Origin of the sequence: Arthrobacter sp. 9E16 (assembly GCF_002929435.1) — a bacterium.
Classification (GTDB): Bacteria; Actinomycetota; Actinomycetes; order Actinomycetales; family Micrococcaceae; genus Arthrobacter_B; species Arthrobacter_B sunyaminii.
In genome coordinates this window covers 663,089-676,640 of sequence record NZ_PJIU01000001.1, presented here as the reverse complement: position 1 = coordinate 676,640, position 13,552 = coordinate 663,089, and the positions used below count along the sequence as shown (strand labels likewise).

The 13,552-nt window shown below is 65.2% G+C and carries 12 protein-coding genes; 8 read left to right on the top strand and 4 right to left on the bottom strand.

The genetic code is table 11. The annotated features are described in order from the left end of the window. Positions 1-2: 2 nt before the first annotated feature. A complete protein-coding gene (locus CXR00_RS03160) occupies positions 3-956 on the bottom strand; it encodes a 1,4-dihydroxy-2-naphthoyl-CoA synthase (protein ID WP_104053054.1) in 954 nt (317 codons plus the stop codon). A gap of 154 nt (positions 957-1,110) precedes the next feature. Here CXR00_RS03160 and CXR00_RS03155 point away from each other — a divergent pair, with 154 nt between their 5' ends. From CXR00_RS03155 to CXR00_RS03135, 5 genes are read left to right on the top strand one after another with little or no spacing between them, the layout of a single operon-like run. After that, positions 1,111-4,830 carry a nitrate reductase subunit alpha gene (locus tag CXR00_RS03155; RefSeq protein WP_219815976.1) on the top strand — a complete coding sequence of 1,240 codons (3,720 nt, stop codon included), beginning with the start codon at positions 1,111-1,113 and terminating at the stop codon, positions 4,828-4,830. Further along, positions 4,830-6,593, top strand: a complete 1,764-nt coding sequence (narH, locus tag CXR00_RS03150) for a nitrate reductase subunit beta (RefSeq protein WP_104053052.1) — start codon at positions 4,830-4,832, stop codon at positions 6,591-6,593. Before CXR00_RS03155 ends, narH begins: the two co-directional genes overlap by 1 nt. Then, positions 6,590-7,288 carry a nitrate reductase molybdenum cofactor assembly chaperone gene (gene narJ, locus CXR00_RS03145; protein WP_104053051.1) on the top strand — a complete coding sequence of 233 codons (699 nt, stop codon included), beginning with the start codon at positions 6,590-6,592 and terminating at the stop codon, positions 7,286-7,288. The genes narH and narJ overlap by 4 nt, the downstream gene beginning before the upstream one ends. After that, positions 7,285-8,094, top strand: a complete 810-nt coding sequence (narI, locus tag CXR00_RS03140; protein ID WP_104053050.1) for a respiratory nitrate reductase subunit gamma — start codon at positions 7,285-7,287, stop codon at positions 8,092-8,094. Before narJ ends, narI begins: the two co-directional genes overlap by 4 nt. A 36-nt stretch (positions 8,095-8,130) precedes the next feature. Then, a complete protein-coding gene (locus CXR00_RS03135) occupies positions 8,131-9,363 on the top strand; it encodes an MFS transporter (RefSeq protein WP_104053049.1) in 1,233 nt (410 codons plus the stop codon). A 15-nt stretch (positions 9,364-9,378) separates the two neighbouring features. Here the strand turns inward: CXR00_RS03135 and CXR00_RS03130 are convergent, their stop codons facing one another. Further along, a complete protein-coding gene (locus CXR00_RS03130) occupies positions 9,379-9,933 on the bottom strand; it encodes a hypothetical protein (RefSeq protein WP_104053048.1) in 555 nt (184 codons plus the stop codon). A 108-nt stretch (positions 9,934-10,041) separates the two neighbouring features. Further along, positions 10,042-10,218: a hypothetical protein gene (locus CXR00_RS18190; RefSeq protein WP_181032219.1), complete on the bottom strand. Its 177-nt coding sequence runs from the start codon at positions 10,216-10,218 to the stop codon at positions 10,042-10,044. A 505-nt stretch (positions 10,219-10,723) separates the two neighbouring features. Here CXR00_RS18190 and CXR00_RS03125 point away from each other — a divergent pair. From CXR00_RS03125 to CXR00_RS03115, 3 genes are read left to right on the top strand one after another with little or no spacing between them, the layout of a single operon-like run. Beyond that, positions 10,724-11,452, top strand: coding sequence for a histidine phosphatase family protein (locus tag CXR00_RS03125; RefSeq protein ID WP_104053047.1), 729 nt, complete (start codon positions 10,724-10,726; stop codon positions 11,450-11,452). Beyond that, entirely contained in the window at positions 11,436-12,320 is an 885-nt protein-coding gene (locus tag CXR00_RS03120) for an NAD(P)H-hydrate dehydratase (protein WP_104053046.1), read from the top strand. The genes CXR00_RS03125 and CXR00_RS03120 overlap by 17 nt, the downstream gene beginning before the upstream one ends. 1 nt (position 12,321) lies before the next feature. After that, on the top strand, positions 12,322-13,050 hold the full coding sequence (locus CXR00_RS03115; RefSeq protein ID WP_104053045.1) for a CPBP family intramembrane glutamic endopeptidase: 729 nt from the start codon (positions 12,322-12,324) through the stop codon (positions 13,048-13,050). Positions 13,051-13,096: 46 nt separating this feature from the next. Here the strand turns inward: CXR00_RS03115 and CXR00_RS03110 are convergent, their stop codons facing one another. After that, positions 13,097-13,534 (bottom strand): VOC family protein, encoded by a 438-nt coding sequence (locus CXR00_RS03110; protein WP_104053044.1) that lies wholly within the window; start codon positions 13,532-13,534, stop codon positions 13,097-13,099. Between the last annotated feature and the right edge of the window lie 18 nt (positions 13,535-13,552).

Sequence of the window (13,552 nt, the reverse complement as noted above, 5' to 3'; positions counted from 1 at the left end):
GCCTAGAAGTAGTAGGGGAAGGAGGACCAGTCGGGGTCCCGTTTCTCTAGGAAGGCTTCCTTGCCTTCCACCGCTTCATCGGTCATGTACGCCAGCCGGGTGGCTTCCCCGGCGAAGACCTGCTGGCCGGCCAGGCCGTCATCAGCCAGGTTGAATGCGAACTTCAGCATGCGGATGGCCTGCGGGGACTGCCGGGCGATGTCCGCGGCGTATTCCAGGGCCACCTTCTCCAGGTTCTCGTGATCGACTGCCTCGTTGACCGCGCCCATCTCCACCATGTCATCGGCGGAGTACTCCCGGGCCAGGAAGAAGATTTCGCGGGCCTTTTTCTGGCCGATTTGCCGGGCCAGCAGCGCCGAACCGTAGCCGGCGTCGAAGCTGCCCACCGTGGCATCCGTCTGCTTGAACTTCCCGTGCTGGCGGGAGGCGATGGTGAGGTCCGAGACCACGTGCAGGCTGTGCCCGCCGCCGGCCGCCCAGCCGTTGACGACGGCTATGACCACCTTGGGCATGGTGCGGATCAGGCGCTGGACTTCCAGGATGTGCAGCCGGCCGGCGCGCGCGGGATCGATGGTTTCCCGGGTCTCGCCCTCGGCGTACCGGTAGCCGTCGCGGCCGCGGATCCGCTGGTCACCGCCGGAGCAGAAGGAATGGCCGCCGTCCTTGGGGGAGGGGCCGTTGCCCGTAAGCAGCACCGTGGCAACGTCGGGGGTCATCCGGGCGTGGTCCATGGCCCGGTAGAGCTCATCCACGGTGCCCGGGCGGAACGCGTTGCGGACCTCCGGACGGTTGAACGCGATGCGCACGGTAGGCAGGTCACGCACGATCCCGCCGTCGGCAGAGCGCTCCACTTGGCGGTGGTAGGTCATGTCCTGCAGGTCCTCAAACCCGGAGACAAGACGCCACTGCTGCGGGTCGAAAATATCGGACACCTGTTCAGGAAGATCTGTGCTCACAGTTCCGAGTTTATCGCTCCATCCCAAACCCACTGCGCGCGACCCCGTGGAGGAACCGCCTAAGGTCCTCCCGCCGGACCGGTCTGCCTTCCGAGGCACGAATTTCTTGCCGATGGGCTGTCCCGCCCACCGGCTCCGGGCCTAGCGTGGTTTCATGGCTGGCTCCGCACCGGGGATTGATGGCCCGGCAACAGAAGCAATGCTCAAGCTCGGCAGGTTTTTCACCCGCTGGGATGAGACCGATGACGGCCGTGCCGTGTTCCGGGAGGGCGGCCGCAAGGGTGATTCCTTCTACCGGAACCGATGGAGCCACGACAAGGTGGTGCGCTCCACCCACGGAGTCAACTGCACCGGGTCCTGCTCCTGGAAGGTCTACGTCAAAGACGGGATCATCACCTGGGAAGCGCAGGAAACGGACTATCCCACGGTGGGTCCGGACCGTCCGGAGTACGAGCCCCGGGGCTGTCCGCGCGGCGCCGCCTTCTCCTGGTACACGTATTCGCCCACCCGGGTGCGCTATCCGTACATCCGCGGCGTGCTGCTGGAAATGTACCGGGCGGCGAAGAAGGACACCGGAGACCCGGTGCTGGCCTGGGAACGAATCGTCAATGACCCGGAAAGCCGGCGCACCTACCAGCAGGCCCGCGGCAAGGGCGGGCTCGCCCGGTCCACCTGGGCCGAGGCCCTGGAGATGACCGCCGCGGCCCACGTTTCCACGGTCAAGAACTACGGTCCGGACCGCTGCACCGGCTTTTCGCCTATTCCGGCCATGTCCATGGTGTCCCATGCCGCCGGTGCCCGCTTCATCAATCTCATCGGCGGGGTGATGAACAGTTTTTACGACTGGTACGCAGACCTGCCGGTGGCCAGCCCGCAGGTTTTCGGCGACCAGACGGATGTGCCCGAATCCGGGGACTGGTGGGATGCCACCTACCTCATGATGTGGGGTTCCAACATCCCGGTGACCCGCACTCCCGACGCCCACTGGATGGTGGAGGGACGCTACCGCGGCACGAAAGTGGTCTCGGTCAGCCCCGACTATGCGGACAACACCAAGTTCGCCGATGAGTGGCTGCCCGCCCAGGCCGGTTCCGACGGCGCGCTCGCCATGGCCATGGGCCACGTCATCCTCAAGGAAAACTTCGTGGACCGGCGGGTACCGTTCTTCGAGGACTATGTCCGCCAGTTCACCGACCTTCCCTTCCTCGTCAGCATCAACACCCGCACCGACGGTTCCGTGGTGCCGGGCAAGTTCCTCACCGCTGCGGACCTCGGTCCGGCCGAATCCGGTGCCGCGGACGCCGCCTTCAAGACGGTGCTGCTGGACCGGGACGCCGGCACTCCGGTGGTGCCCAACGGTTCAGTGGGTTTCCGCTACAACGACGCCGACGCCGGCAAATGGAACCTCGACCTGCAGGGCGTGGTTCCGGCGCTGTCGATTGCCGATGCGCCGGCCTGGCAGGGTGAAGTCAGCCGGGTGGACCTGCCTGCCTTCACCGATCCGAGCGGCATCGGCTCTGTCCTGCGCCGGGGCGTACCCGTCATGACCGTGGCCGGCAGGACGGTCACCACCGTGTTTGACCTGATGCTCGCCCAGTACGGTGTGCGCCGGGACGGTCTGCCCGGGGAATGGGCCACCGGATACGACGACGCCGAAACCCCCTACACTCCGGCCTGGCAGCAGGAGGTCACCAACGTCAAGCCCGACGCCGTGATCCGCACCGCCCGGGATTTCGCCGCCAACGCCGAGAAATCCAACGGCCGCTCCATGATCATCCTCGGCGCGGGCATCTGCCAGTGGTATCACGGCGACGTCACCTACCGGGCCATCCTGGCAATGCTCATGCTCACCGGCTGCGAGGGCCGCAACGGCGGCGGCTGGGCGCACTACGTCGGCCAGGAGAAGTGCCGGCCGATCACCGGCTGGGCGGCAATGGCCTCGGCCGGTGACTGGAACCGGCCTCCGCGGTTCATGATCGGCACCGCATTTTGGTACATGCACACGGACCAGTTCCGCTCCGACGGCTACTCCTCCGACTCCATGCAGTCGCCGCTGGCACAGGGACACCTGCGCGGCCTGCACACCGCAGATGTGATCGCCAAGTCCACCCGCATGGGCTGGATGCCGTTCTTTCCGCAGTTCGACGCCAAGAACTCGCTCGATGTGGCCGATGAGGCAGCGGCGGGCGTGGCCCGCGGCGAGGCAAAGGATGAAGCGTCCTGGGTGGCCCGCCGGCTCAAGGACGGGAGGCTTCGGTTCGCGGTGGAGGATATTGATGCCCCGGAGAACTGGCCCCGGACCCTGGTCCTGTGGCGGTCCAACCTGCTGGGTTCCTCGGCCAAGGGCGAGGAGTATTTCCAGAAACACCTGCTGGGCACCCTGAACAACGTCATGGGCGCCGATCACGGCGAGTCCCGGCCCGCCGACGTCGTCTGGCGCGACGAGGCGCCGCAGGGAAAGCTCGATTTGCTGGTGTCCGCGGACTTCCGGATGACCAGTTCCACGCTGCTCTCCGACGTCGTGTTCCCGGCCGCCACCTGGTACGAGAAATACGACCTCTCCTCTACCGACATGCACCCGTACGTGCACGCCTTCACACCCGCCATCGCGCCGCCGTGGGAAGCCAAGACAGACTATGACCTGTTCCGGCTGCTCTCCGAGGAGTTTTCGCGCCAGGCAGCGGTCCATCTGGGGGTGCGGAAGGATCTGGTGGCCACGGCGCTCACCCATGACACGCCGGGGGAAATTGCGCAGCCCGGCGGGCACGCCCCGGACTGGAAAGGCACGGATATTCCCGCGGTGCCGGGCAAGAACCTGCCCTCCCTGGCCGTGGTGGAGCGGGACTACACCGCCATCGGCGAGAAATTCGTTGCCGTGGGGCCGCTCGCGGACAAGCTGGGCCTGACCACCAAATACGTGAAGTACGACGTCACCAAGCCGCTGGAAGACCTCGCGCGCAAGCACGGTGTCTTTGACAGCGGGGCGGCGGCGGGACGCCCCGCGGTGGACACCGACGCGCGGATGGCCGAGGCCATCCTGCTGCTCTCCGGAACCACCAACGGCGAACTGGCGGTGCAGGGATTCCGGACCCTCGAGAAGCGGACCGGCACCCCGCTGGCTGACCTGGCGGAGGGCGCGGAGGACAAGAAGATCACCTTCCGCGACACCCAGGATCGGCCGACGCCGGTCATCACGTCGCCGGAATGGTCCGGCTCGGAAACCGGCGGGCGGCGCTACGCCCCGTTCACCATCAATATCGAACGGCTCAAGCCCTTTCACACGCTGACCGGCCGGATGCACTTCTTCCTGGACCACGACTGGATTCAGGACATGGGTGAAGCCCTGCCGATCTACCGGCCGCCGCTGGACATGCACCGGCTGTTCGGAGAGCCGCAGCTGGGCACCCGCGGCGACCTGTCCGTGGCGGTGCGTTACCTGACCCCGCACAACAAGTGGTCCATTCATTCCGAGTATCAGGACAACCTGCTGATGCTCTCACTGTCCCGGGGCGGCACCGCAGTCTGGATGAGTACGCAGGACGCCGCGCTGATCGAGGTCAATGACAATGACTGGGTGGAGTGCATCTCCAACAACGGGGTCCTGGTGGGCCGGGCCATTGTGTCCAGCCGGATGCCGGCCGGAGTCATCTACGTCCACCACGCCCAGGAGCGCATCATCGACGTGCCCAAGTCGGAGGCGACCGGCCGGCGCGGCGGCATCCACAACTCGGTGACCCGCATCCTGGTCAAGCCCACCCACATGATCGGCGGCTACGCGCAGCTGTCCTGGGCGTTCAACTACCTTGGCCCCACCGGCAACCAGCGCGACATTGTTTCCGTTGTCCGCAAACGCTCCCAGAAGGTGGCTTACTGATGCGCATCATGGCCCAAACAGCAATGGTGATGGCGCTGGACAAGTGCATTGGCTGCCATACCTGCTCCGTGACCTGCAAACAGGCCTGGACCAACCGGGCGGGCACCGAATACGTCTGGTTCAACAACGTGGAGACCCGCCCCGGCCAGGGGTATCCGCGCCGGTACGAGGACCAGGAGAAATGGAAGGGCGGCTGGGAACTGAACAGCCGCGGCAAGCTCAAGCTGAAAGCGGGCGGCCGGCTGGCCAAGCTTTTTGGCATCTTCGCCAGCCCCGTCCAGCCGGAGCTGGACGATTACTACGAGCCGTGGACCTACGACTACGAGAACCTCATCAACGCCCCGGCGGGCAACGATTTTCCGGTCGCGAAGCCCAAGTCGCTGATCACCGGAGAGGACATGAAAATCGAGTGGTCCGCCAACTGGGATGACGACCTGGGCGGCTCGGCGCGCACGCAGCTCAGCGATCCGGTGCTAGAAAAGATGCGCCGCGAGGCGGAGGAGAAGGTGAAGCTGGAATTCGACTCCACCTTCATGTTCTACCTGCCGCGGATCTGTGAGCACTGCCTGAATCCGTCCTGCATGGCGTCCTGCCCGTCCGGCGCCATTTACAAGCGTGAAGAGGACGGCATTGTGCTGGTGGACCAGGACCGCTGCCGCGGCTGGCGGCAGTGCGTGACCGGCTGTCCCTACAAGAAGATGTACTTCAACCACCGCTCCGGAAAGGCTGAGAAGTGCACCTTCTGCTATCCGCGGATCGAGGTGGGCCTGCCCACCGTGTGCGCCGAGACCTGCGTGGGCAGGCTGCGCTACATCGGCATTTTCCTGTACGACGCCGACCGGGTCACGGCCGCGGCCTCTGTCCCGGATGAGAAGGACCTGTACGAGGCCCAGCTGGATCTGATGATGGATCCCAACGACCCGGAGGTGCTTGCCGCGGCGCGGGCCGAGGGCATCCCCGAGGACTGGCTGGAAGCGGCCCGGCGCTCCCCGGTGTACGCACTGGCCAAGACCTTCCGTGTGGCGCTGCCGCTGCATCCGGAGTACCGCACCATGCCCATGGTCTGGTACGTGCCGCCGCTGTCCCCGATCGTGGATGTGCTGAACGAACAGGGGCACGACGGCGAAAGTGCGGACAATCTGTTCGGCGCCATCGAGGCGCTGCGGATCCCCGTGGAGTATCTGGCCGAACTGTTCACGGCCGGAGACACTGATCTGGTCACCGGTGTACTGCGCAAGCTCGCAGCGATGCGCGCCTACATGCGGAACATCACCCTCGGCGACGTCCCCGATGAACAGATTGCCGCCGACGTCGGAATGACCGGCGAACAGATCGTGGCCATGTACCGGCTGATGGCCGTCGCCAAGTATGAGGAGCGTTACGTCATTCCCAGTGCTCATCTGGAGGATGCCCACAACCTGGAGGAGATCGGCTGTTCGCTGGATGTGGACGGCGGCCCCGGAATGGGACAAACCGGTGTATTCGGCGAAGCCTCCGGGCGGCCGATGCCGGTGGCGGTGGAAAACTTCGCCGCTCTGCAGGCCCGCCAGCGGGGGGACGATCCCACCGGCAACGGAGATCTCGGCGGCCGCGTCAACCTGTTGAACTGGGACGGGCGGGGCTCACCCCGGGGCCTGTTTCCGGCTGACGGCAACCGCGGCGTGCCTGGAACCACCGGCGGTACCCAGTCCGAAAGCGGCATCGGCGCCGGTTACGACCAAGCCGAGGGTGACGGGCCGGACCAGCAGGGAGGTGGCCGGTGAGCCTGCTGGAGAAGCTTCTGGGCAAACCCGGCAAGGGCACCTTCGAGCCGGAACCTTACAAGGACGCCAATCCCCGGCGCAGCGCCGTCGTCCGGCAGGTCTGCGGGCTGCTGCTGGAGTATCCGGACCAGGAACTGGTGGACCTGGTGCCGTCCATGCGTGCGGCGCTCGCGGAAGCCGGCGCGGATGCCGAACCGCTGGAGGAACTGCTCTCCTGGCTGACCGTAAAACCGCTGCCCGAGGTGCAGGCGGATTATGTCCAGGAATTCGACCTGTCGAAGCGGCACAGCCTGCACCTGACCTACTGGACCGACGGCGACACCCGCCGCAGGGGCGAGGCGCTTGCCGCCTTCAAGGAGGTTTACCGGGCGCACGGTGCCCTGCCGGAAGGGTCCGAGCTGCCGGACTACCTGCCGCTGGTGCTGGAATTCGCCGCCAAAGTTTCCCCGTCGGACGGCTACGAACTGCTGCAGCGCTACCGGCCCTCGCTGGAACTGCTGCGGCTGGCACTGCGCGATGACAATCTTCCGTACTCCGGAGCTTTGGCGCTGGTTTGCTCGACCCTGCCCGGGGTTTCTCCCGAGGACCGGCAAACGGTCATGCAGACAGCCGGCTACGGGCCGCCCACGGAAACGGTGGGCCTGGAACCTTACAGTTCCCGGCTGCTGCCGGTGCATGAAAGGAACGCGCCATGATACGTGCGGACGTACCTCCGCCGGTCAACGTGCAGGTGGGTTTGGGTGACGTGATGCTCTGGGGCGTGCTGCCCTACGTGGTGCTGGCCGTACTCATTCTGGGCTCGATCTGGCGCTACCGGTATGACCAGTTCGGCTGGACCACCCGCTCCTCCCAGCTGTACGAATCCCGGCTGCTGCGCATTGCCTCTCCGCTGTTCCACTTTGGCATTCTGGCGGTGATCGTGGGCCACTTTGTGGGGCTGGTCATCCCGAAGAGCTGGATGGATGCCATTGCGATCAATGAGGACCGGTACCACTTCTTTGCCCTCAGCGTGGGCTCCATTGCCGGGTTTGCCACGCTTGTGGGGATCGTCCTGCTGATCTACCGGCGGCGGACCACCGGGCCGGTCTTTATGGCCACCACCCGGAACGACAAAGTGATGTACATCTTCCTGCTGGCCGCCATCCTGGCCGGGCTGGCCACCACAGTCTTCTCCGTCTTTGACGCCGGGATCGTGAACTACCGGGACACCGTGGCGCCGTGGTTCCGCTCTCTCTTCATTTTTCAGCCGGATATTTCGGCGATGACCGCGGCGTCCCTTTCCTTCAAGATCCACACCCTGTGGGGCCTCGCCCTGTTTGCGCTCTGGCCGTTCACCCGTCTGGTCCACGCCTTCACCGCGCCGCTGCAATACCTTTTCCGCCCGTACATCGTCTACCGCTCCCGCGGAAAAAGGCCTGCACCCGGGTCACCTACTCCGCGCGGCAGCTGGGCTCCGGTAGGCACTCCGGACCGCAACCGCAAAGGCATACCCCGGAACTGATGCGCCGGCACCAGCCCTGCACGAGAGGAGACCGTCATGCCAGCTTCAGCGCAATCGCCGGCGTCATCCGCGGACCTGAGGTCCGGGCAGCTGAAGAACCTTATTGTTGCCACGGTGGCGTCTACGGTGGGGTTCTGGGCTTGGACAATCATTGGGCCGTTGTCCAGCCGGTACGCCGCGGACATGGACCTGGGACCGGGCCAGACCTCCATCCTGGTGGCCATGCCCATCCTGGTGGGATCAGTGGCCCGCATCCCGGTGGGGGCCCTGACCGACCGGTACGGCGGCAGAATCATGTTCACCGTCATTCTGGGCATCACCGCGCCGCTGGTGCTGCTGACCGGCATCGTGGGACAGATGGGGAACTTCCCGTTCCTGGTGGTCATTGCGTTTTTCCTGGGCATCGCCGGGACGGTGTTCGCCATCGGCATTCCGTTCTGCTCGGCCTGGTACGAACGCACCCGGAAAGGATTCGCCACCGGCGTCTTCGGGGCCGGCATGGTGGGCACTGCCGTCTCGGCGTTCTTCACGCCCCGGCTGGTCACCGCCGTCGGCTACATGGGCACCCACATCACCATCGCCGTCGTGGTGGCTGCCATGGCGGTGCTGAGCTGGCTGATTCTGCGTGAGTCACCGGCCTGGTCTGCACCCACCGAACCGGTGCTGCCGAAGATTACCCACGCCTTCAGCCTGCGCGTGACCTGGCAACTGTGCTTCCTCTACGGCGTGGTCTTTGGTGCCTTCGTGGCGTTCTCCAACTATTTGCCCACCTACCTGGGCAACGTGTACGACTATGACGCCACGGCAGCCGGAACCCGGACCGCGGGTTTTGCGGTGGCTGCCGTGATCGCCCGGCCCATCGGCGGAACGATCGCGGACAAAGTGGGTCCGAAACTGGTGACGCTCACGTCCCTGGCCGGCACCGTGGTCCTGGCCATTGTCGTTGCGCTGCGGCCGGAGGAGGAACGGGTGTACGGCACGGCATTTATCCTGATGGCCCTGTTCCTGGGTCTGGGCACCGGCGGCGTGTTTGCCTGGGTGGGACGGGCAGCACCGGCGCAGGACGTGGGCACGGTCGGCGGGATCATCGCCGCCGCCGGGGGACTGGGCGGCTATTTTCCGCCGCTGGTCATGGGCGCCACCTACGATCCCGCGAACCGCAGCTACTTTGTGGGGCTGATGCTGCTGGCGGCCTTTGCCGCCGTCGCGTTCCTGCTGACCTTCACGGTCCGCAACGGCGGCAAGACGGATCAGCGTGCCAACACGTGACGGCGCGCGGGAGGCTTATTCTGCGTCGTGCACCCATGCCGCGAGCCAGTAGGGGGAGCCGTGGGCTGTTTTCACGGTGACTTCCACGCCTTCAACGGCCTCGTCGGCCGGAGCATCGAAAGTATACGACGAGGCGGGGCTGCTGCAGGGAACGGTATAACGCCCCGTAGCTCCGCTGACGGACACTGAATCTCCGGGGGGACAGGACGCGGAGAGGCTCAGGACCTGTCCCGCTTCCAGCACTCCGTCAAACTTATGGGTTCCGGTGCCAACGCCCTGCTCGGAAAGAACCCTCTCTCCGGACGGAGAAACACCGTCCAGTTCAATCTGTGGTGCAAGGGGTTCCGCCACATCCGAATCCTCAAGAGGGCCGGAAGGGGAGACACTTGCGGCAGCCGCCGGCGTGGTGTTGGCCGGCTCGGCTTCAGCCGTCCCGTCCGCGGAACATCCGGAGAGGACAGCAACAAACATTGCGGCCAGGGCGCCGCGGCCAATCCAAAGGCCGGGGTTGCCGCGGCCGCGCTGCCCTGTGGCGGAGGTACATGCTGCTCTCGATGCGCTTTCCTTCATATAGGTTCCCATCAACGACCCTAAACACAATGAGGTGAGTTGAATCAAGGGTTTTTGAAAAGTGCCGGAAATTTATTTATCCATGTAAAGGAAACATTTTCATAAATGCTAGGCGCCGCCGTGGACCCGGGCCTGTACCCAGAAGGATGCGCCGCTGGACGTCTCCACAGTGACCGACAGATCCGGAATATCCCGCACGAGGGCGGGATTGCTGACACTCATGTCAAGCGGCCCGTTGCCGCAGCGAAAGTTGCCGATGCCTGCGATGGCGGGGTCGGTTTTCACGTCCAGTTCTCCGCCAGGGGTGCACGTGACCGCAATGGTGAGGGATTCCCCCTCTCTCAGACCACCCTCAAGAACGTAGCGTCCGCTGCCTGTTCCCTTTTCGGAGAGGACGAGTTCTTCCGCCGGGTACGACCGGGAATCCGGTGACAGAGGTTCATGTAAGGGCTCAGGTGTAGCTGCAGATGGGGGAACGGGCGTGGGGGAGGAAGAAGTTGAAGGGACAGCGGGGGCAGGGCTGTTGGTGCCCCCGGCGTCGGTGCTGTCCGCGGGACCCGCGGAGCAGGATGCAAGGACAATTACCGCTGAGCATGCCAGCAAGGCCCGCCGGGCCCGATTCGCTGCAGAAGTCTGGGAAATGTCCGTTGGATCGTTCCAAAGCGTATTTTCCATTGCCGAGCCTAATCACATTTGGTGTACCCGAATCAAGTGCTATGAATAATGAATCCGCAGGTTTTTCCCGTGAATTCATCTCGAATCGGTTTTGGGGCGGGGGTAGAGTCGGAGGATGGGTGCAATCGAACTGGTCCTGATCCGGCACGGCGAGAGCGCGGGAAACGTAGCAGCCACTGCGGCACAGCGCTCCGGGGCCGAAGTCATCGACATTGGGCTGCGGGACGCCGACGTTCCGCTGAGTGACGCCGGTGTTCAGCAGGGTGAAGCGCTGGGCCGCTGGCTCGCCGGGCTGCCGGAGCATGAACGTCCCGAGGCTGTTTGGTGTTCGCCGTACCTGCGGGCCCGGCAGACAGCGGAGCTGACCGGTCTTCAGGACATACGCCTGGACGAACGGCTGCGCGACCGGGAACTGGGCATCCTGGACCTGCTGACTTCAGCAGGAGTGGACGCCCGTTTCCCGGATGAAGCACAGCGGCGAAACTGGCTGGGCAAGTTCTCCTACCGGCCCCCGGGCGGGGAATCCTGGGCCGACGTGGCACTGCGCCTGCGTTCGGTCCTCCGCGACATCGACGACGAAAACGACGGAAAGCGCGTCGCCGTCGTCTGCCATGATGCCGTGATTATGCTGATCCGCTACATCTGCGAGCAGCTCAGTGAGGCCGAACTTCTCGATATTGCTTCCAGTACAAGCGTCCGTAACGCTTCCATAACCCGCCTGATGCGCCCGGAAGGAAAGGGCCGCTGGGTGCTGGAGAGTTTCAATGCCGTTGACCACCTGGAATCCGGCGGCGCCCCGGTGACCGAGCATGCAGGAGATGACAACCATGTCCACCCCCGCTGAACCCGTAATTGCCGTAACTCCCGCCCTGCTGAAAGGCTGGCAGGTCAACCGTGAGGCCGCTGACAAATCCGACCGCGGCAACGTGCTGGTGGTTGGCGGTGCGCGGCGTTCACCGGGCGCTGCCATGCTGACCGGCCGCGCCGCCCTGCGCGTGGGCGCCGGGCGGCTGACCCTCGCCGTGACCGATTCAGTGGCCGTGGCCGTTGCCGTGGCAGTGCCTGAATCGGGGTGCGCTCCGCTGCCCGAAGACGACGGCGTTATTTCCGGGTCCCGGGCGGGCAAGGCCATAGGGGCCGATCTGGAAACGTCCGACGTGGTGGTGGTTGGCCCCGGTCTGGACGACGCCGATTCCACCGCAGAGCTGCTCCGGAGCATTGCCCCGCTGATGAAGGAAGACGCGTCGGTGGTCCTTGATGCCTACGCACTGGGTGTTCTGCCCGGCCTGCCGGAGGTGTATGAGCGCTGGGCCGGGCGTCTGGTGCTGACACCGAACAAGAAGGAAGCCGCCCGGCTGCTGGATCTTGACCCCGGGACGGACCTCGACGTGGAACAGGCGGCCCTGGACATTGCTGCCAAATATCAGGCGGTAGTGGCCGCCCAGGGCTTCATTACGGCACCGGATGGCCGGCGCTGGGAAGTTCCTGCGGGCAACTCCGGCCTGGGCACGTCCGGCAGCGGAGACGTTCTGGCCGGCGCCATCGCCGGGTTCCTGGCCCGGAAAGCCAGCCCAGAACAGGCCGCCTGCTGGGGAACCTACCTGCACTCCACCGCCGGCGACCGGCTGGCCGCCGCCCAGGGACCCCTCAGCTTCCTGGCCGGGGAGCTGCTGGACGCCATGCCCCGCGTCATGGCTGAGCTGACCGTCTAACGTGGCTGAGCTTCGCCGGCCGGACTTCCTGTCCTACGCCTTTACCCGGCGGGACGGAATTGCCGCAGGGTTTTACGTGCTGTTCCTGCTGATCTTCAGTTACGCCCCGGGGCTCGGCATCCCCGGACTGACCACGCTGATTCCCGATCCGCTGCTGGCCGGCTATGTGGTGAACCTGGCGTTCTACCTTTCGGCCGGCGCACTGGCCGCCTGGGCTTCCTGGCGCTACGCGGTGCGGGAAACCCGGATCCTGGCCACCCGGCCCTGGCTGACGCTGGCGATCATTCCGGGCGGCGTGTTTGTCATGCTGCTGCTCACCGCCGTCGCGGTGGCCTTCACCGGACCACCCGAAACAGCGGTCAACCAAGAAGCTGTCCAGGGCCTGGTGGTTTCCCTGCCGCCGCTGCTGATCATTCCGCTGCTGGTGCTGATCGCTCCGTTTGTGGAGGAGTACATCTTCCGCCACCTGCTCATCGGCAAGCTCAGCAGGCACCTGAACATCTGGGCCTGCTGCACAATCTCCGTGCTGCTCTTCGCGGGCATCCACCTGGCCGGCAAGGAAGCGCTGACGCTGCCGGTCCTGATGCCGTACCTGGCCATGGGGGCGGTGCTGGTGGGCATCTACGTCTGGGCGGGAAACAACTTCATCCTGTCCTACGCCGTGCACGCCGCCAAGAACCTGCTGGCCGTTGTGCTGACCTACGCTGTGCCGGCGGAACTGCTGCAGTAACCCTGGAAGCGCCGCACGCCGGACCCTCCCGCTCCAGCCCGTTGGCCTAGGCGATGCAGAATTCGTTTCCTTCGGGATCGGCCATGGTGTACCAGGAGGATGGCCCCTGCTGTTCCGAATACAGGAAGGTGGCTCCGCGTGCCTCAAGTTCCGCCCGCTTCACGTCCTTGTCCGCCCCGTTGATATGGATGTCCAGATGGATGCGGTCCTTTGCCGTCTTGGGCTCGGGCACGGGCTGGAAAAGGATGCGCAGGCGTTCCGGGGAGCCGACCTCGCTTTCCCGGCAGATCGCCGCACCGTCGCGCCACCGCCGCTGCCCTTTATGGTCAACCAGCATGTCCGGGGAAATGGTCCCCTGATCCAGCAGGGAATCAATCAGGGCCTGGTCCAGGGGTTCATTGACCCAGCCCAGCGTTTCCGCCCACCAATCAGCCTGCTCATGGGCGTTTTCGCAGTCCACGCATATTTGAATGTTGAAGCTCATGCCCGAAGCCTAGCCCCG

Excerpts from the sequence above, each read along its gene's own strand:
- CXR00_RS03155 (WP_219815976.1), top strand. The coding sequence starts at position 1,111 with ATGGCTGGCTCCGCACCGGGGATTGATGGCCCGGCAACAGAAGCAATG.
- narH (WP_104053052.1), top strand. The coding sequence starts at position 4,830 with ATGCGCATCATGGCCCAAACAGCAATGGTGATGGCGCTGGACAAGTGC.
- narI (WP_104053050.1), top strand. The coding sequence starts at position 7,285 with ATGATACGTGCGGACGTACCTCCGCCGGTCAACGTGCAGGTGGGTTTG.
- CXR00_RS03135 (WP_104053049.1), top strand. The coding sequence starts at position 8,131 with ATGCCAGCTTCAGCGCAATCGCCGGCGTCATCCGCGGACCTGAGGTCC.
- CXR00_RS03130 (WP_104053048.1), bottom strand. The coding sequence starts at position 9,933 with ATGAAGGAAAGCGCATCGAGAGCAGCATGTACCTCCGCCACAGGGCAG.
- CXR00_RS03125 (WP_104053047.1), top strand. The coding sequence starts at position 10,724 with ATGGGTGCAATCGAACTGGTCCTGATCCGGCACGGCGAGAGCGCGGGA.
- CXR00_RS03120 (WP_104053046.1), top strand. The coding sequence starts at position 11,436 with ATGTCCACCCCCGCTGAACCCGTAATTGCCGTAACTCCCGCCCTGCTG.
- CXR00_RS03110 (WP_104053044.1), bottom strand. The coding sequence starts at position 13,534 with ATGAGCTTCAACATTCAAATATGCGTGGACTGCGAAAACGCCCATGAG.